13 protein-coding genes are annotated in these 18,407 nt (G+C 63.6%); 4 read left to right on the top strand and 9 right to left on the bottom strand.

The genetic code is table 11. From position 1 onward, the window contains the following. Positions 1-80 precede the first annotated feature (80 nt). A complete protein-coding gene (locus ACWHXP_RS00420) occupies positions 81-1,964 on the bottom strand; it encodes a TRAP transporter large permease (protein ID WP_034329143.1) in 1,884 nt (627 codons plus the stop codon). A gap of 105 nt (positions 1,965-2,069) precedes the next feature. After that, positions 2,070-3,104, bottom strand: a complete 1,035-nt coding sequence (locus tag ACWHXP_RS00415) for a TRAP transporter substrate-binding protein (RefSeq protein ID WP_034329140.1) — start codon at positions 3,102-3,104, stop codon at positions 2,070-2,072. A 757-nt stretch (positions 3,105-3,861) separates the two neighbouring features. On the opposite strand from ACWHXP_RS00415, the gene ACWHXP_RS00410 reads away from it, so the two are divergent. From ACWHXP_RS00410 to ACWHXP_RS00395, 4 genes are all read left to right on the top strand, one after another. Then, positions 3,862-5,043, top strand: a complete 1,182-nt coding sequence (locus ACWHXP_RS00410) for an acetyl-CoA acetyltransferase (RefSeq protein ID WP_489634730.1) — start codon at positions 3,862-3,864, stop codon at positions 5,041-5,043. Positions 5,044-5,105: 62 nt separating this feature from the next. Beyond that, positions 5,106-6,782: an acyl-CoA synthetase gene (locus ACWHXP_RS00405; protein WP_489634731.1), complete on the top strand. Its 1,677-nt coding sequence runs from the start codon at positions 5,106-5,108 to the stop codon at positions 6,780-6,782. Beyond that, positions 6,779-7,348 carry a PPC domain-containing DNA-binding protein gene (locus ACWHXP_RS00400; protein WP_134223270.1) on the top strand — a complete coding sequence of 190 codons (570 nt, stop codon included), beginning with the start codon at positions 6,779-6,781 and terminating at the stop codon, positions 7,346-7,348. The genes ACWHXP_RS00405 and ACWHXP_RS00400 overlap by 4 nt, the downstream gene beginning before the upstream one ends. A gap of 2 nt (positions 7,349-7,350) precedes the next feature. Beyond that, positions 7,351-7,803: a PPC domain-containing DNA-binding protein gene (locus ACWHXP_RS00395; protein WP_240733769.1), complete on the top strand. Its 453-nt coding sequence runs from the start codon at positions 7,351-7,353 to the stop codon at positions 7,801-7,803. Positions 7,804-7,884: 81 nt separating this feature from the next. Here the strand turns inward: ACWHXP_RS00395 and ACWHXP_RS00390 are convergent, their stop codons facing one another. From ACWHXP_RS00390 to ACWHXP_RS00360, 7 genes are all read right to left on the bottom strand, one after another. Then, positions 7,885-9,180 (bottom strand): dicarboxylate/amino acid:cation symporter, encoded by a 1,296-nt coding sequence (locus ACWHXP_RS00390; protein WP_121043809.1) that lies wholly within the window; start codon positions 9,178-9,180, stop codon positions 7,885-7,887. Between the two features lie 344 nt (positions 9,181-9,524). Continuing rightward, complete coding sequence (locus tag ACWHXP_RS00385; protein WP_489634732.1) at positions 9,525-11,639, bottom strand: phosphocholine-specific phospholipase C; 2,115 nt, start codon at positions 11,637-11,639, stop codon at positions 9,525-9,527. Between the two features lie 177 nt (positions 11,640-11,816). Beyond that, positions 11,817-13,058, bottom strand: a complete 1,242-nt coding sequence (gene glcF, locus ACWHXP_RS00380; protein WP_489634733.1) for a glycolate oxidase subunit GlcF — start codon at positions 13,056-13,058, stop codon at positions 11,817-11,819. A gap of 24 nt (positions 13,059-13,082) precedes the next feature. Next, a complete protein-coding gene (glcE, locus tag ACWHXP_RS00375) occupies positions 13,083-14,156 on the bottom strand; it encodes a glycolate oxidase subunit GlcE (protein WP_489634734.1) in 1,074 nt (357 codons plus the stop codon). Between the two features lie 2 nt (positions 14,157-14,158). After that, on the bottom strand, positions 14,159-15,646 hold the full coding sequence (locus ACWHXP_RS00370) for an FAD-linked oxidase C-terminal domain-containing protein (protein ID WP_489634735.1): 1,488 nt from the start codon (positions 15,644-15,646) through the stop codon (positions 14,159-14,161). A gap of 249 nt (positions 15,647-15,895) precedes the next feature. Beyond that, the gene (locus ACWHXP_RS00365) at positions 15,896-16,786 is read right to left on the bottom strand and encodes a LysR substrate-binding domain-containing protein (RefSeq protein ID WP_121043818.1); all 891 of its coding nucleotides are present in this window, start codon (positions 16,784-16,786) and stop codon (positions 15,896-15,898) included. 122 nt (positions 16,787-16,908) lie between these two features. Further along, the gene (locus tag ACWHXP_RS00360) at positions 16,909-18,324 is read right to left on the bottom strand and encodes an FAD-binding oxidoreductase (protein WP_402707405.1); all 1,416 of its coding nucleotides are present in this window, start codon (positions 18,322-18,324) and stop codon (positions 16,909-16,911) included. Between the last annotated feature and the right edge of the window lie 83 nt (positions 18,325-18,407).

Here is an 18,407-nt window from a genome sequence, read left to right as displayed (position 1 = left end):
GGTGGGGCCGCCGTTTTTAATTCGTCGTTGGCAGGTCAATCAAGGAAGCTTCCCGATCGCTCGCAAGACTCATGCGGGGATCAGAGGAAACCGATGGAAATCCAGGGCACGAAGGCCACCACCAGCAGCGCTACCACCAGCGCGGCCAGGTAGCCCCAGACCCGGTTGAACACGCCATCCGGCGAGACCTTGCCGATGGCGCAGGCGGCATAGAAGCCGACCCCGAAAGGCGGTGCGAACAGGCCGATGCCCATGGCCAGGATCACCACCATCGCATAGTGCACGTCATGCACGCCCAGCGAACGCGCCACCGGGAACAGCAGCGGCCCGAACAGCACGATGGCGGGAATGCCTTCCAGCAGGCTGCCCAGCACGATGAAGATGACGATGGTGATCAGCAGGAACCCGGCACCGCCGCCCGGCACGCCCTGCATCAGCGCCACCAGCTTGGCCGAGAATCCCGATTGCGTGAGCGCCCAGGCCATCGCGGTAGCCATGCCGATGATGAGCAGGATGGCGCCCGACAAGGCCGCCGATTCGATCAGCATGGGATAGAGCCGCTTGAAGTTCAGGTGCTTCAGGAACAGGTGCATGATCAGCCCGACCACCACCGTATAGGCCACGCCGATGGTGGCCACTTCGGTCGCCGTAGCCACGCCTTCGATGACGGCCACGCGGATGAGCATCGGCAGCGCCAGTGCCGGAATGGCCGCAATCAAGGTCTTGACGATCAGCGAGACCGGCGCACGCTGCACATCCGGCATCGGCTCGCGGCGCGCCCGCATCCAGCACACGACCGCAATGGCGATGGTGGCAATCGCGGCCGGCATCAGCCCGCCAATGAACAGCGCCGTGATCGACACGCTGCAGACCGCACCGATGGTGATGAGCACCAGGCTCGGCGGAATGGTTTCGGTCATGGCACCGGAGGAGGACAGCAAGGCCACCAGTTCTTCCGGCTTGGAACCGCGCTTCTTCATCTCGGGGAACAGCGCCGGGGCAATCGCGGCCATGTCGGCTGCCTTGGAACCGGAGATGCCGGAGACCAGGAACATCGCCCCCAGCAGCACGTATTGCAGGCCGCCGCGCACGTGGCCCAGCAGCGCGGCCATGAAGTCGATCAGGGTCTTGGCCAGGCCCGACATTTCCAGCAAGGAGCCCAGCAGCACGAACAGCGGCACCGACAGCAGGATCAGGCTGGACATGCCCTCGTCCATGCGGCTGACCACGATCATCAGCGGTGCCGTGGTGGCCAGGGCCAGATAGGCCATGGTGGCCGTACCGAAAGCGAACGCGATGGGAATGCCACCGGCCACGCATACGCCGATGAGCAGCACGAAGAACACGATCAGGTTGTAATTGCCCATGCCCAGCAGCATGGGCTTGGCCAGCCACAGCGCGCCCGCAATCACGGCCACCACGGCCAGTGCCGAGAGCAGCAGTCGCATCGTCGTCATGGCCGCCATGCGCGAGACCGCCGCCAGCAGCATCAGGATCGCGCCGACCGGCAGGGCCGCAGCGCGCAGGCCATCGGGGATTTCCAGCGCCGGCGTGGTGATCGGCATCTGCTCCACCGCATGGTCCACGGCCGGATGGATCACCATCAGCACGAAGATGCAGACCACCAGTGCCGCCACCGTTTCGAGCCACACGCGGCCTTTCTCGGAACACTTGTTGATGATGGCGGTGAGCCGCATGTGCTCCCCACGATCCAGCGCCAGCACGGCCCCCAGCATCGACAGCCAGATGAACAGAATCGAGGCCAGTTCATCCGACCATACCAGGGGGTCATGCAGCGCATAGCGGTAGATCACGCCGGTCAGCAGCACCACGGTTTCAGCCACCACCAGGGCGGCCGCCACGGCACCGACCACGTGCATCACCATGCGATTGAATGCGACCAGCGCGCGCGCAGCCGGGTTCATGTTGACCGGGGCGCGGTAAGTCATTGCAGCTTCCATCATCAAGCTCCAGCGAAATGGATTCAGGGCGGGAGCGCTGCCCTCACGGCGAGGGCAGCACTCCGGCGCACGGGCTCATGCAGGCATGAGCCCCGGCAAACGAAGCGCTCAGGCCAGCTTGCCGGTGTACTTTTCCAGCAGGGCCCAGGGCTCGTCGCCGAACTTCTTCTTCCACTCGGCATAGAAACCGGCACTGCGCAGCTTGGCGCGGAAGGAATCGGCATCGGCATTGTTGAAGGCCAGACCCTTGCCCTTCATTTCATCGACCAGCGAATCGTTGAGCTTGCGCACGTCGGCGCGCTGGTTCATGGCGGCTTCGTTGATGATGCGGGCCATCATGTCTTGCAGATCCTTGGGCAGGCGCTCGAAGGATTTCTTGTTGCCCAGGAACCAGAAGCCATCCCACATGTGGTTGGTGATGGAGCAGTACTTCTGCACTTCGTAGAGCTTGGCGGTGGAGATGATGGCCATGGGGTTTTCCTGGCCTTCCACGATCTTGGTCTGCAGGGCCGAATAGACTTCGGCGAAGTTGATCGAGGTCGGGGCCGCATCGAAGGCCTTGAACATCGAGGTCCACAGCGGGCTGGGCGGCACGCGCAGCTTCATGCCCTTGAGGTCGTCGGCCGCCTTGATGGGCTTGGTGCTGTTGGTGATCTGGCGATAGCCGTTGTCCCAGATCTTTTCAAAGGCGAACAGTGTGGACTTGGCTTCGATCTGCTTGCGCACGTGCGCGCCCAGTTCGCCATCCATGGCCGGCCAGACCTGGCTGTAATCCTTGAAGGCAAACCCGATGCCGGAGATCTGCGCAGCCGGCACCAGCGTGCCCAGGATCAGCGGCGAGAGCGTGAAGAAATCAATCGCGCCCGCACGCACCTGCGAGAGCATGTCGGTATCGGTGCCCAACTGGTTGTTGGGGTAGAGCTGCAGTTCGATGCGGCCCTTGGATTGTTCCGCGATGGCCGCGGCCATTTCCTTGGCGCGCGCATTCATCGGGTGCGTGACCGGCAGATTGTTGGCGTACTTGAAGGTGAATTCGGCCGCATGCGCGGAGGTCGATACCAGGCCGGTAGCGGCGGCAGCCGAGGCCACCGAAGCCGTCTTCAGAAAATGGCGGCGCGTGATCTTGCCAGTGGATTGTTCCATCTGCTTGTCTCCTGTCTGTCTGTTTGTAATTTTGAAATTTGCTGAATCCGGCGCTACCAGGGCTTGCTGGATCGGGCGTGCAGCTCCCTGTCCCGGGTGGTCAACACTGCCTGTGCCTCGACAGAGCAAATTGGATGCCAAGCCCCCGGTCCTCCCTGGTCGGCATGGCCTCGCCCCGCTCCCTCAACGGCACTGCGCCTGTATTCTCTGCGATAAGGGCGGGCCTGTACAAGCACGCAATCATCGCCGCCCTCATTTATTTACGTGCAGCGGGGCTGCGACACCTGTCGCAGGAGTGTCGCTGCACTGTCGCAGGAATCGACACCTGTTCATGCTGCTCACCGGCAATAGTGATGCCTGCCGGCTGCTGCAGCGCAATGATTTACGTTAACGTAAAGTACGTGCTATCTTCATGCGGTCGGCGGGCACGGCCCTGCCCTGTTCCATTTTTTCCTGCATGTCGGGAATGAGCGGGCCGCCTGCCGAACACATCAGCACGCATCAACATCAACAACAAAGCGAGACCCGGCGCGGCTTTGCGCCGGCACTCTCAGGAGACGGGCAAGATGCAGGCCGGCACCTGGCACGATGGCGCCATCACCGGCTGCGCGATGCCGAGGCAAGGGACCTTCGACACCGGCTGCATGCGGTGGCGCAAGCGGTCCTGCGCGTGGCACCGATTTTGCATATTGCCCCTGTGTGTAACGGAGCGACCCCGCTCCATTGACCCCGTGATTACGGACACAAGGACAACCCCATGACTGTTTCTGCATCCTCACCCTGCATCACCGGCTGGAACCATTCGCAGTTCGGCAAGCTCGACGGCATCGATCCGGAAGTGCTGATCGGTCAGGTCGCCAAGGCCGCCATCGAGCACGCCGGGCTGCAACCGGAAGACATCGACTCGGTGCATTTCGGCACCTTCAATGCCGGTTTCCTGTACCAGGATTTCCCTTCTTCGCTGGTCCTGAACACGCTGCCGCAGCTGCGCTTCAAACCCGCCACGCGCCTGGAGAATGCCTGCGCCACCGGTTCGGCGGCCATCCATTCGGGCCTGCAGGCGATCAAGGCCGGCGAATCGAAACACGTGCTGGTGATCGGCTTCGAGAAGATGACCGAGCTGGCCACCGCGCAAGTGGGCGAGGTGCTGCTCAAGGCCTGCTACGCCAAGGAAGAGGCGGGCATTCCGGGCGGCTTTGCCGGGGTCTTCGGCAAAATCGCGCAGAGCTACTTCGATCGCTTCGGCGACCAGTCCGATGCGCTGGCGATGATCGCGGCCAAGAATCACAAGAACGGCATGGTCAATCCCTATGCGCACATGCGCAAGGATTTCGGTTTCGATTTCTGCCGCACGGTCTCCGACAAGAACCCGTACGTGGCCGGTCCGCTCAAGCGCACCGACTGCTCGCTCGTTTCCGACGGCGCAGTGGCCCTGGTGATCAGCGCCGCCGATGTGGCCAAGTCCATGCCGCGTGCCGTGCAATTCCGCGCGGCGGTCCACGTCAATGATTTCCTGCCGCTGTCGCGCCGCGACCCGACCCGCTTCGAGGCCGCCGAGCTGGCCTGGAAGAAGGCGCTGGGTCAGGCCAACCTGAGCCTCGATGATCTCTCGCTGGTGGAAACGCACGACTGCTTCACCGTGGCCGAATTGCTGGAATACGAAGCCATGGGCCTGGCCCCGCACGGCCAGGGCGCGCGCGTGATTGCCGAAGGCATCACCGCCAAGGACGGCAAGCTGCCGGTCAATCCCTCGGGCGGGCTGAAGTCCAAGGGCCATCCTGTCGGTGCCACCGGTGTCTCGATGCACGTGATGGCGGCCATGCAGGCATCCCATGATGCGGGCGACATGCAGATCGCCAATGCGCGCTATGCCGGCGTGTTCAACATGGGCGGTGCGGCGGTGGCCAACTATGTGAGCATTCTGGAGCGTGTGAACTGAAAATGCGGTAGCAGCCCCGGCGCGCCATCCTGGCGTTGAAGGATGGCGCGCCATATGAAGTGATGTGCAAAAAAAACAGAACAAGGCAGCACGCCAATTTCCATCAGAATTCCATCAGAAGAATCGGGACGAGTGAGACGATGTTAAGCAAAGTGATGAACCTGGGCCGCCTGCTCTCGGACGTGGCGCGCCGCTTTCCGGAAGAGCCGGGCCTGATCCTGGCGCAAGGCGCAACCGATGGCAGCGACCGCCTGATCCCCTGGCGCGAGATCAATGCCCGCGTCGATGCGCTGGCCCACGCCCTCACCCGGCGCGGCGTCAAGAAGGGCGACAAGATGCTGGTCCACTCGCGCAACAACCAGCAGATCTTCGAGAGTGCCTGGGCCGCCTTCAAGATGGGCGTGGTCTGGGTGCCGACCAATTTCCGCATCACGCCGCCCGAGGCCGCCTATCTCGGCCAGTCCAGCGGCGCCTGCGTGATGCTGTATGACCGCGGTTTCGCACCGTATGTCGATGCGGTGAAATCCGCCTCGCCCACGCTCGAACACGTGGTGGCCCTGGCCGACGCACGGCCGGGCGAACTCGATTACGAAACGCTGGTGGCCGATGGCAGCGGCGAAACCTTCCGCGAGGCCGAAGTCGATTACGACGATCCGCTGTGGTTCTTCTATACCTCCGGCACCACCGGCCATCCCAAGGCGGGCATGCTCTCGCACGGCCAGATGGCCTTCGTGGTGACCAATCACCTGGCCGACCTGATGCCGGGACTCACGCATCAATCGCGCTCGCTGGTGGTGGCACCGCTGTCACACGGCGCAGGCGTGCATGCCGTGGTCAATACCGCGCGCGGTGCGGCCAGCATCCTGCTCTCTTCCGAACGGCTGGTGGTCGAGGAAGCCTGGCAGCTGGTGGAAAAATACAAGGTGGACAATCTCTTCACGGTGCCCACCATCGTCAAGATCCTGGTCGAGGATGAGTCGGTGGACCGCTACGACCACAGCTCGCTGAAACACGTCATCTATGCCGGCGCCCCCATGTATCGCGCCGACCAGATCCATGCATTGAAGAAGCTGGGCAAGGTGCTGGTGCAGTATTACGGCCTGGGCGAAGTGACCGGCAATATCACCTTCCTGCCGTCCTATTTGCACTTCGAGGATGACGCCCATCCGCAGGCGCGCGTGGGTTCCTGCGGCATGCCGCGTACCGGCATGCAGATCGCCATCCTGAACGAGGATGGACAAGAACTGGCGCCCTTCGAGACCGGCGAAATCTGCGTGCGCGGACCGGCCGTCTTCATGGGCTATCACAACAATCCGGAGGCCAATGCCAAGGCCTTCAAGCATGACTGGTTCCATACCGGCGACCTCGGGCATGTGGACAAGGATGGCTTCCTCTACATCACCGGACGTTCCTCTGACATGTACATCTCGGGCGGCTCCAACGTCTATCCGCGCGAGATCGAGGAAGCCCTGCTGACGCACCCGGCCGTCTCCGAAGTGGCGGTGCTGGGCGTGCCCGATCCCAAGTGGGGCGAAAGCGGGCTGGCGGTGATCGTCTGCAAGGCTGGCCAGCAGGTCGATGGAGAGGCCTTGCTGGCGCATCTGGAAACCCGCATCGGCAAGTACAAGTGGCCGCGCCGCTTCGTCTACTGGGACAGCATGCCCAAGTCGGGCTACGGCAAGATCGTCAAGAAACAGATCAAGGCGCTGCTGGAAGAGCAAGGCGACTACCGCCTATGAAACTCTCCAGCCAACCAGGCGAGACCACGGCCAGCGCCGGTTTCCTGGCGGTGCGCAAGTTCCTTCATGCAGGCCAGCCAAGCTATCCGCGCACGCTGGACCTGGAGGCCGACCCGGCCGAGGAACTTCGTATCACGCTGCAACCAGGCACCCCGGTCGGCCCGGCCTTGCGCCGCGTGCTGGCACGCTACGGCCAGCGCGGCGGCGTCGGGCGACTGTGCGGCGGTACCGCGCGGCGCCTGCATTACCACCGCATCGAACAGACCGGTGATCCCGACCGGCCTTATGACTACGGACCACCGCATGTATTGGAAGGCGTCATCAGCTTCGTGACCGGCGCCATCACCATCGGCCAGAACGCCGATGGAAAAGTATTACTGCATTGCCACTCAGGTTTCATCGATGGCGATGGCACGCTGCATGGCGGCCATCTGCTGCTCGACACGGTGGAGGTGGGCGACGATCCGCTCATCCTGCGCCTGTGCCTGTTCTCCCGCAGCGCCTTCGTCGTCAACAGCGATGAAGAGACGCACTTCAGTCTATTGCATCCGACACCCATGGAATGATGATGACGCTCCCCGCCCATGACAGCGACTCCCTTGACGACCACATCCACGTAGAACAGGGCCAGCTCGGCAAGCTGGTGATGGCCCGGCTCAAACCCAACCAGGACCTGACCGAAAGCGTGGAAGCGCTGTGCCGACAGCACGGCATGGACAAGGCCATCGTGCGGGGCGCCATCGGCAGCCTCATCGATGCCCATCTGCAATACGCCACCCCGGCCGGGGTGCGTGCGATGGAGATCAACGGGCCGGGCGTGGAAATCCTCAATGTCTTCGGTGAAATCGGTTTTAGCGATGGACCGGGCAGCACTCATCCGCTGCAAGGCGTGGTGGCCGATACCGAGGGCCGCATCTTTGCCGGGCGCTTCGTGCGCGGTGCCAATCTCTCTTTCATCACCATCGAGATCACCCTGCAGGAATGGATTGCGGTCAAGCAATCCGAGGCGCTGCCGGCCTGAATCACTTTCCTTTCACCCATGAAAAATGCCGCGCGGCTCATCACCGGGCGGCATTGTTTCATTCTTGGACTAACTATCGGATCAGGCTTCCGTATGCAGCGTGGCTTCGGCTTCCTGTTCGATCTCGACTTCGGCGCGCGCGGCTTCTTCTTCGCTCAGCAGGCCGCCTTCCCACTTGGCCACCACGGCCGAAGCGATCGAGTTGCCCACCGCATTGGTAGCCGAACGGCCCATGTCGAGGAAGGTATCGATGCCCAGGATCACCAGCAGGCCCGCTTCCGGGATGTTGAACTGGTGCAGCGTGGCGGCGATCACCACCAGCGAGGCGCGCGGCACGCCGGCGATGCCCTTGGAGGTCAGCATCAGCACCAGCATCATGGTGATCTGGGTGGAGATGGGCATGTGGATGCCATAGGCCTGCGCGATGAAGAGCGTAGCGAAGGTGCAGTAGATCATCGAACCGTCGAGGTTGAAGGAATACCCCATCGGCATGACGAAGCTGGAGATCTTGCGCTTGACGCCAAAGCGGTCCAGCGCGTCCAGCAGCTTCGGATAGGCCGCTTCCGAGCTGGCGGTGGCGAAGGCCAGCAGGAAGGCTTCCTTGATCAGCGCCAGCAGGTGGAAGATGCGCTTCTTCAGGAACACGAAGCCCACCGCGATCAGGATCACCCACAGCAGCACCAGCGAGAAGTAGAAGTCACGCATGAAGACCGCGAAGCTGACCAGGATGTCCAGGCCATTGACGGCGACCGTTGCGGCCATGGCGGCAAACACGGCTACCGGCGCGAACTTCATGACGTAGACGGTGATCTTCAGCATGGTGTGCGACAGGTCGTCGATGACGAGCAGCAGGTGCTTGCCGCGTTCACCCAGCGCCGCCAGGGCGATGCCGAAGAACATGGAGAACACCACCACCTGCAGGATCTCGTTCTGCGCCATGGCTTCCACAATCGACTTGGGTACCAGGTGGTTGAAGAATTCCTTGACCGTGAACTTGCTGGTGGCCAGGCCCGCGCCGGCAGCATCCGGCGAAGGCAGCGCCACGCCGGCGCCCGGTTGCAGCAGGTTGGCCATGATCATGCCCAGCGCCAGCGACACCAGCGAAGCGATGAAGAACCAGGCCAGCGACTTGCCGAAGATGCGGCCCACCGACTTGGCGTCGCCCATGTGGGCGATGCCCACCACCAGGGTCGAGAACACCAGCGGTGCGATGACCATCTTGATGAGGCGCAGGAACAGGTCCGAGGCAATCGAGATATAGCCCGCCAGCTCCTTGGCCTCGCCCTTGTCGTAGTGATTGAAAATCAGGTAGCCGACCAGGATGCCCAGCAGCATGGCTGCAAAGATGTAGGCGGCTTGTGGAATGCGTTTCTTCATGTGTTCTCCTGCCCTCGCTCGCCACCGGCACCAGGCACCGGTGAGAGGACGATGATGTAAGGCTTGCGGGCGGCGCCGGCCGGTGCGGTGACAGGGGCGCCATGCTTTTGGATGGTCAGAAAGCGTCAGTTTCTGATGAGAAACCCTGACCGTTTTTTCCCGCCGCGCGGAAAAAAGGACGAAGCTTATTGACTTATGCCCCCCGCCGTCAAGGCTAAGCAGGTAAAACTGCCCCAAAACGCAGCAAACCGTCCACAGGAGCCGGAATGTGGCGATTTTGCCAACATGCCTGAAGCCAACTTGTCAGCACTTTGTCAGCCACAAAACACCCGCCTGCAGGAGCTTCAGAGCGCGGTCGTCACCGGTGCCGTGGCGGCCGGATCGCTCATGCTGGGGCGGCCGGTTTCCAGATGGCCCGCCAGCCGGCGCAGCCAGTGCGGTTGCTCCTGCAGTTGCCACTGCAGGTCGTACCAGTGGTGGCTGGCCGCCAGATCCCAGGCGCTGCTGACGCTCTGCCCGGCCGGCACGTGCAGCACGCGCGGGGGGTGGCCGTAGGCCAGATCGGTGACCGTGGCGATCAAGGATGCCGGGCCGGGATTGAGCAAGCTGACGTTCAGCACGCCGCGGGCCGCATCGTAATGGCTGCGCAGTTCCGGTTCCGGCTGCGACGTGCTTCCGGCCTGCCCTGCGAAACGGCGAAAATAGCCGTTCGGTCCCCACACGCTGAACTGGTAACGGCCTCCGGCAGCAAGCGGCCAACTGTCACCGAGCTGCTTGCCGGCCTCCACGGTATAGCCGCGCGGTGCGCTACCGAGGACATCGTCGTGGACCTGGAAATGCGCGCCCTGCCGGCCGACATTGTCGAAGCGCAGGATGTAACGGTCGCCCTCGCGGCTGCCATGCACGTGCAGCGCATAGGGCAAGGCACAGGCAGTCCGCACGCCCGCTTCCTGCGGCGCGACGGACAGCGCGGCGCCGGGTGCGGGCGCGCTGATGGCGACCGGACGTTTGCATTGCAGGTCGGAATCGGCCAGGTAGTGGGTGGTATCGGGCAGGCGCGGTGCCGAGGTATCGCGCCGGCTGAAATCCAGCGTCGATGTGAGGTCGCCGCACACCGCACGCCGCCAGGGAGAAATGTTGGGCTCGATGACGCCGAAGCGGCGCTCGATGAATTGCAGTACGGACGTGTGATCGAACACCTGCGAATTGACCCGTCCGCCGCGCGACCATGGCGAGACCACGAGCATCGGCACGCGCGGGCCCAGCCCGTAGGGCAGCTGGTCGGCAGTGAACTTGCCCTGCTGGCTCGCGGCCACCACGGCATGGCGCTCCAGCGCGATGTCCACCGTGCTCTTGCCGGAACCCGGCACCGTGGGGGCCTGCGGCGGGACCACGTGGTCGAAGAAGCCATCGTTCTCGTCATACATGATGAAGAGCACGGTCTTGCTCCACACCTCGGGATTGGCGGTGAGCGCATCGAGGATGTCGGAGAGATAGCGCGCGCCATACAGCGGCGTGTAATCCGGATGCTCGGAATACACCGCCGGCGGCAGCAGCCACGACACCTGCGGCAGCTTGCCCTGCTCCACATCGGCCCTGAGCTGCGCGACGCTGCGGGACCTCATGCCGCGCGCGTGCAGGGAGGAACCGATGGGGGCATGCACGAAGTTCTCGAACGAAGCCAGCATGTTGGTACCGTAGTTGCCACTGAACTTGTCGAAGTCAGTGCCCTGCTGGTAGACCTGCCAGGAAATGCCGGCCTGCTCCAGCCGTTCCGGATAGGTGGTCCAGGTGAAGGGCGGCAGCTTGGTGCTGCTGAACTGGTTGTCGATGTAGTCGGTATTGTCCAGCAGCGGTCCACCTCCGCTGCCCAGCGGATCGATCATGCCCGTCATCAGGTACATGCGGTTGGGATGGGTGTTGCCGGGAATCGAGCAGAAATACTGGTCGCAGACGGTGAAGGCATCGGCCAGGGCATAGTGAAAGGGAATGTCCTCGCGCACGTGGTAACCCATGCACAGATTGCCCTTCTGCTGCGCCCATTGATCGGCGCGTCCGCCGTTGATGGCCCCCTGGGTGGTGGCCCAGGTGTGCGGCAGGCTGCCGACGCATTGCGCATTCATCGCCGGATCGGTGGTGTCGTAACGGAACGGTGCGATGACGGCGGCGGGATCCTCCTGACGTGGCTGGAACCAGACCGGACGGCCATTGGGCAGCGTCACCGGAAAGCGGTCGTTGTAGCCGCGCACACCGGACAGATGCCCCAGATAGTGATCGAAGGACCGGTTCTCCTGCATGAAGACCACGATGTGTTCGACATCCTCGATGCTGCCCGTGCGCACCTGGGGCGCGATGGCCAGGGCCTTGCTGATCGAGGCCGGCAGCAGTGCGGCGGCGCTGGCGGCACCGGCCACGCTGGCCGACAATCTTAGGAAATCGCGTCGACTGGTTCCGCCCATGATCCTGGTCCTCGTGCAGGCAGCCAGGCGCAACAAGACCTTGCGGGCTTCGCCTGACTACACCGCTGGTATCGGTGAAGGCGAAAGTCTAAGTTTTTGATCTGACAGGACAATGACATCGTGAGACGCATCACGATGTCATCCGGACTATCCGGACTATCCTGACTATCCGCGTCCTCAGGCCTGTTGCAGGGCGCTGTCCAGCAATTCGATCCAGTGCCGCACCGGCGTGTCGGTCCCGGATTGCAGGTGCGTGACGCACCCGATGTTGCCGGTGACGATCATGTCCGGATCGGTAGCCTGCAGCTTGCTGATCTTGTTGTCGCGCAGACGATAGGACAGTTCCGGCTGCAGTACCGAATAGGTGCCGGCCGAACCGCAGCAGAGATGGCTGTCCGCACACAGCTGCACGTCGACGCCGGCGGCGCGCAGGATGCCTTCGACCTTGCCGCGGATCTTCTGGCCATGCTGCAGGGTGCAGGGCGGGTGATAGGCCACGCGCTTGCCGTCGAAATCCTTGAGCTTGTGCTGCAGCTGCTCTTCGAACTCGGGCAGGATCTCGCTGATGTCGCGCGTCATGCGGGAGATGCGGCGCGCCTTCTCGGCGTAATCCGGATCATGCTGCAGCAGGTGGCCGTATTCCTTGACGGTGGCACCGCAGCCGGAGGCATTCATGACGATGGTGTCGGCACGCACGCCGTCACGTCCTTCGATGTAGGGCCACCAGGCGTCGATGTTGCGGCGCATGTCGTCGAGGCCGCCGTCCTGGTCATTGAGGTGATAGCGGATGGCCCCGCAGCAGCCGGCCTTGGGCGGCGCGAACAATTGCACACCGAGGGCATCAAGCACGCGCGCGGTGGCACTGTTGATGTTGGGGGCCATCGAGGGTTGCACGCATCCTTCGAGCAACAGCATCTGGCGCGCATGCGTGCGCGTGGGCCAGCTTCCCGCATCCTGCGGCAGCGGCACCTTGTTCTGCAACAGCTTGGGCAAGAGCGGGCGCATCATCTGCCCCGTCTTCATGGCCGGACGGAAGATCCACTTGCGCGGTACCAGTTCCTTCAAGGCGGTGCGCAAGACACGCTCGCCGAAGGGGCGCTGTACCTGCTCTTCCACCACCTTGCGGCCGATGTCGACCAGGCGTCCGTACTGCACGCCGGAGGGGCAAGTGGATTCGCAGTTGCGGCAGGTCAGGCAGCGGTCCAGGTGCGATTGCGTGGCGGCCGTGGCGGGCTTGCCTTCGAGCACCTGCTTGATGAGATAGATGCGGCCGCGCGGGCCATCCAGTTCATCGCCCAGCAGTTGATAGGTGGGACAAGTGGCGATACAGAAACCGCAATGCACGCAGGAACGCAGGATGCTGTCGGCTTCCTCGCCGGCCTGGGTGTTGCGGATGAAATCAGCCAAGTTGGTCTGCATGATGATCGCTTGGAAAAGAGGCGCTTACAGGCTGGCGTACAGGCGGCCGGGATTGAAGATGCCCTGCGGGTCGAATTGCTGCTTGAGACGGCGATGGATCGTTTCCACGGCCGGCTGCAAGGGGTGGAAGACACCGATGGCCTTGTCGCCGCCACGATGCAGGCTGGCGTGTCCACCGACGGCCAGTGCAGCGGCGCGGATGGCCACGGCATCCACATTTCCCTCTGGCCGCAGCCAGCGCTGCGCCCCGCCCCACTCGATCAACTGGCGGCCGGGCAGGTCGATGGGCGAGGCCACCGAGGGCACCGACAGGCGCCACAGCGGGGCTTGCGGGTCGGCGAAGAAAGGATGGGTCTGCTCGCGCAGGTCGGTCCAGTAATCTTCCGGATTGCTTAATTCGGTGCCACCCATCTTTTTGATTGCTGAATCGACGGCGGCCTGTGCGCCCGACAAACGGATCGTGAGCACATTGTTGACCCAGGCGCTGGCCACCAGCGGCAGGGGTTGCCCTGCGCTCTGGTTGAGCAGGCGCAGCGCCCCTTCCTGGTTGATCTCGAAGACGCGGGTACTGCTGGCGATGGGACGCGGCAGGACCTTCAGCGAGACCTGCAGGATCAGTCCCAGCGTGCCCAGCGAACCGGCCAGCAGGCGCGAGATGTCATAGCCGGCGACGTTCTTCATGACCTGTCCGCCGAAGTGCAGTTGCTCGCCCTGTGCATCCATGAGCACCGCACCCAGTACGAAATCGCGCACGGCACCTGCGCTGGCGCGCGAGGGACCGGACAGGCCGGCCGCGACCATGCCGCCGACGGTGGCCGCCCCGCCGAAACGCGGCGGCTCCCAGGCCAGCATCTGGTTGTGCTGGGCCAGGGCCGCATCGATCTCGGCCAGAGGCGTACCGCAGCGGGCGGTGATGACCAGCTCGGTCGGTTCATAGTCGATGATGCCGCTGTAGGGGCGTGTGTCGAGCAGGTCGCCGGCGGGCTCCTGTCCGTACCAGTCCTTGGTGCCGCCGCCACGGATCTGCAGGGCACGGCCGGAGAGGATGCGTTCGCGGAAGGAGGCCAGCACGGCGTCCATGTCTTGTTGTGCTTGCATGGTCAGAATCTCGGCAGATCGGGAAAGCGCAGCTGGCCGCGCTGCACGTGCATCTTGCCGTACTCGGCACAGCGATGCAGGGTGGGAATGGCTTTGTCCGGATTGAGCAGGAAGGCCGGGTCGAAAGCGCGCTTCAACTTGAAGAAGGCCTCGCGCTCGGCGGGTGAAAACTGCACGCACATGGAGTTGATCTTCTCGATGCCCACGCCGTGTTCACCGGTGATGGTGCCGCCCACTTCCACGCACAGCTCCAGGATCTCGGCACCGAACAGTTCGGCGCGATGGAATTCGTCAGCGATGTTGGCATCGAAGAGGATCAGCGGATGCAGGTTGCCATCGCCCGCATGGAAGACGTTGGCGCAGCGCAGGCCGTATTTCTTTTCCATCTCGGCGATGCCCAGCAGCACCTGCGCCAGCTTCTTGCGCGGGATGGTGCCATCCATGCAGTAATAGTCGGGCGAGATGCGGCCGGCTGCCGGGAAGGCGTTCTTGCGGCCGGACCAGAAGCGCAGGCGCTCGGCTTCCGACTGCGAGCAGGCAATGGCCGTCGCGCCGCTGGCGTTGAGCACGTCGGTCATGCGGCCGATTTCTTCTTCCACCTCTTCCACGGTGCCATCGGATTCGCACAGCAGGATGGCTTCGGCATCGATGTCATAGCCGGCTTTGACGAAGGGCTCGACCATGCGCGAACTGGTCTTGTCCATCATCTCCAGTCCGGCCGGGATGATGCCGGCGGCGATCACGTTGGCCACTGCATTGCCGCCTTTGACCACATCGTCGAAGGAGGCCATGATCACGCGCGCGGCCTGGGGCTTGGGCACCAGCTTGACGGTCGCTTCGGTGACCACGCCCAGCATGCCTTCGGAACCGATGAAGACGGCCAGCAGGTCCAGGCCCGGCGCATCCAATGCACCGCTGCCCAGTTCCACCACCTCGCCTTCGATGGTGACCATGCGCACGCGCAGTACGTTGTGCACCGTCAGGCCGTATTTCAGGCAATGCACGCCGCCGGAATTCTCGGCCACGTTGCCGCCGATGGAACAGGCGATCTGCGAGGACGGATCCGGCGCGTAATACAGGCCGTGCGGGGCTGCTGCTTCGGAGATGGCCAGGTTGCGCACGCCGGGCTGGACCACGGCGGTGCGCGAATACTTGTCCATCTTGAGGATCTGGTTGAACTTGGCGGTGGAGACCACCACGCCATCAGCGATGGGCATGGCCCCACCCGACAGGCCCGTGCCGGCCCCGCGCGGCACGATCTGCACCTGCAGCGCGTGGCAGGCCTTCATGATGGCGATGACCTGCGCCTCGTTTTCGGGCAGCACCACCACCATGGGCAGCTGGCGGTAGGCGGCCAGGCCGTCGCATTCGTAGGGGCGGGTGTCTTCCTCGTCGAACAGCACGCAGTGCGCGGGGACGACCCGGCGCAGGGCATCGACGACTTCGCGCTGGCGGGCCGGCGCGAAGGACGGTTGGGCGGGAGCATTCATGCTGGACCTCGGCGGTAAGCTAGGCAGGCGTGCGGCGCTGGATGTCCCTCTTCTTGCATCCGGTGCTGCGGCTCACGCTGTCTCGTTTGTTGTAAGCCCGCATGGGGCGGGCTTTTTCAGTCCGACAAGTGTAACGAATTTTGCCACCCTGCACGGTGCCGTGTTGCCTGGAGGCCCACTGAAAAGAATTTCCGGCCGCCGTGAATTATTTTCAGGGCGGCCGGACGGGATGGGCGATACAAAGCCGGGTCAGATGTTGCGGAAGGCGTTCTGCATCCAGCTGATGAAGGTATCAACCTCGGGCCGCTCGCGCACCGCGCGCTCGTAGACCACGTAATACGCATGTGGCGGGGTACGCAGGCGCACATCGAACAATTCCACGATCTCGCCCCGGGCCAGCAGTTCTTCGGCGAAGTGCTGGCGCGTCAGGCCAATCCCGTAGCCGTGGCGCACGGCCTCCAGCAAGAGGCCGAGGTCGTCCACGCGCAGGCCGGACGAGGGTTCCACCCAGTCCTTCAGGCCAGCCGCTTCGAACCAGGGCTGCCAGGGTTCCAGCGCCGAGCGCAGCAGGGTCGCATGCTGCAGGTCGGAGGGCGACTTCATCGGCGGCAGGGTCTTCAGGTAGCCGGGGCTGGCCACGGCGAAGGCCGGTTCCTCGAACAGCTTCTCGGTGATGATGTTGGGATAGTTGCCTGCACCGAACCGGATCTCGACATCGCTCTCCGAGAGCGACAGGTCATACAGCGGTACCGAGAGGTACAGCTCGACCACGATCTCCGGATGGCGCTGGGTGAAGTCGGCGATGCGCGGCATCAGCAGGTGGCGCGCGAAGGTCGGCGGCAGCATCACCTTGATCTTGGGCTGCACGGCCGCATTGCGGTGGGGCATCGGGAAATCGGTCAGCGTGCGCAAGGCGCTGCGCACCACATCGAGATAGCGGCGGCCGAATTCGGACAGGCCGATGGAACGGCCATCGCGATAGAACAGGCGCTCGCCCACGAAATCTTCCAGCAGGCGGATCCGGTGCGACAGCGCCGACGGGGTGATGCACAGTTCCTCGGCGGCGATCGCAAACGAGTTGTGACGGGCTGCCGCTTCAAAGGCGGACAGGGCGTGAACGGGGGGAAGGCGGGTGGCCATGAATGGTGGATTCCTGCTGCGGTTCAAGCAAAACTGATGACTAACATTGCGTTGCCGAAAAACTAAACGGCCAGGTGCGCAAAACTAAGTTTTTCTCCCCTGGCCTGCGTGATACATCGACCTCACTGTTCCCAGCGCAGGATCTTGCCGGGGTTCATGATGTTCTTCGGATCGAGCGCATGCTTGATGGCGCGCATGACGGCAATGGCACCATCACCGTGTTCCTGGATCAGGAAATCCATCTTGTGCAGGCCGACGCCGTGTTCGCCGGTGCAGGTGCCATCCATGCCGAGGGCCCGCGCCACCATGCGGGCGTTGACGCCTTCGGCGCGGGCGATGTCGGCCGGGTCGTTGGGGTCCACCATCATCTGCACGTGGAAGTTGCCATCGCCGACGTGGCCGATGATGGCGTGAATGAGCCCCTGCTCTTCGCAATCGGCCTTGGTGGCCAGCACGCATTCGGCCAGGCGCGAGATCGGCACGCAGCAGTCGGTGGAAATCGCACGGGCACCGGGGCGCAGTTGCAGCAGCGCGAAGTAGGCGTTGTGACGGGCGGTCCAGAGACGGGTACGGTCTTCGGGGCGGGTAGCCCATTCGAAACCGAGCGCATGGAATTCCTTGGCGATGTCCTGCACCAGCTCGGCTTGTTCCTTGACGCCGTTCTCGCTGCCATGGAATTCGAACAGCAGCAGCGGGTTGACCGGCAGGCTCAACTTGTCGTGGGCATTGATGGCGCGCACGCCGTTTTCATCGAGCAGTTCCACACGCGCCAGCGGCACGCCCATCTGGATGGTCTGGATGACGGTGTTGACCGCATCGGCCACGCTGGGGAAGGAGCAGATCGCGGCCGAAATGGCTTCCGGCTGCGGATACAGGCGCACGGTCACTTCGGTGATGATGCCCAGGGTGCCTTCGCTGCCCACGTAGACACGGGTCAGGTCGTAGCCGGCCGAGGATTTCTTGGCGCGGGTGCCGGTCTTGATGATCTCGCCCTGGGCCGTGACCACGGTCAGGGTTAGCGTGTTTTCCTTCATCGTGCCGTAGCGCACGGCATTGGTGCCCGAGGCGCGGGTCGAGGCCATGCCGCCCAGCGAGGCGTCGGCGCCCGGATCGATGGGGAAGAACAGGCCCGTATCCTTGATCTCCTGGTTCAGCTGCTTGCGGGTGACGCCGGCCTGGACGGTGGCGGTCAGGTCTTCAGCGTTGACGGCCAGCACCTGGTTCATCTGCGACAGATCCACTGTGACGCCGCCCTGCAGGGCCAGCACGTGGCCTTCCAGCGAGGTGCCGGCGCCGTAGGGGATGATGGGGGTGTCATACTGGCTGCAGAGCTTGACGAAGGCGGCGACTTCCTCGGTGCTGTGGGCGAAGACCACTGCGTCCGGCAGCATGGGATCGTAGGAGGATTCGTCGCGGCCGTGGTGCTCGCGCATGGCCAGGGTAGTGGAGCAGCGCTCGCCGAAGAGGGCCTTGAGCTCGTCGAGCAGGGCCTGGGGCACGGGGCGTTTCAGTTTCCGGGCGTCAACTAGGTGGTTCATGCAATGTCTCTCAGGGGTCTGGTGTCTCGGTGTTCTTATGGTGTTGTGCGGGGAAGATGCAGGGCCGGTGAAGCGGCGTCCCC

It is taken from the genome of Herbaspirillum sp. Her2, from assembly GCF_057961375.1.
The sequence above is the reverse complement of the archived record's forward strand: the minus strand, read 5'-3'. Positions and strand labels throughout refer to the sequence as shown.

Coding starts and splice junctions, on each gene's coding strand:
- ACWHXP_RS00365 (WP_121043818.1), bottom strand. CDS start 16,786: ATGGCCACCCGCCTTCCCCCCGTTCACGCCCTGTCCGCCTTTGAAGCG.
- ACWHXP_RS00415 (WP_034329140.1), bottom strand. CDS start 3,104: ATGGAACAATCCACTGGCAAGATCACGCGCCGCCATTTTCTGAAGACG.
- ACWHXP_RS00370 (WP_489634735.1), bottom strand. CDS start 15,646: ATGAATGCTCCCGCCCAACCGTCCTTCGCGCCGGCCCGCCAGCGCGAA.
- ACWHXP_RS00360 (WP_402707405.1), bottom strand. CDS start 18,324: ATGAACCACCTAGTTGACGCCCGGAAACTGAAACGCCCCGTGCCCCAG.
- ACWHXP_RS00395 (WP_240733769.1), top strand. CDS start 7,351: ATGACGCTCCCCGCCCATGACAGCGACTCCCTTGACGACCACATCCAC.
- ACWHXP_RS00420 (WP_034329143.1), bottom strand. CDS start 1,964: ATGATGGAAGCTGCAATGACTTACCGCGCCCCGGTCAACATGAACCCG.
- ACWHXP_RS00405 (WP_489634731.1), top strand. CDS start 5,106: ATGTGCAAAAAAAACAGAACAAGGCAGCACGCCAATTTCCATCAGAAT.
- glcE (WP_489634734.1), bottom strand. CDS start 14,156: ATGCAAGCACAACAAGACATGGACGCCGTGCTGGCCTCCTTCCGCGAA.
- ACWHXP_RS00410 (WP_489634730.1), top strand. CDS start 3,862: ATGACTGTTTCTGCATCCTCACCCTGCATCACCGGCTGGAACCATTCG.
- ACWHXP_RS00385 (WP_489634732.1), bottom strand. CDS start 11,639: ATGGGCGGAACCAGTCGACGCGATTTCCTAAGATTGTCGGCCAGCGTG.
- glcF (WP_489634733.1), bottom strand. CDS start 13,058: ATGCAGACCAACTTGGCTGATTTCATCCGCAACACCCAGGCCGGCGAG.
- ACWHXP_RS00400 (WP_134223270.1), top strand. CDS start 6,779: ATGAAACTCTCCAGCCAACCAGGCGAGACCACGGCCAGCGCCGGTTTC.
- ACWHXP_RS00390 (WP_121043809.1), bottom strand. CDS start 9,180: ATGAAGAAACGCATTCCACAAGCCGCCTACATCTTTGCAGCCATGCTG.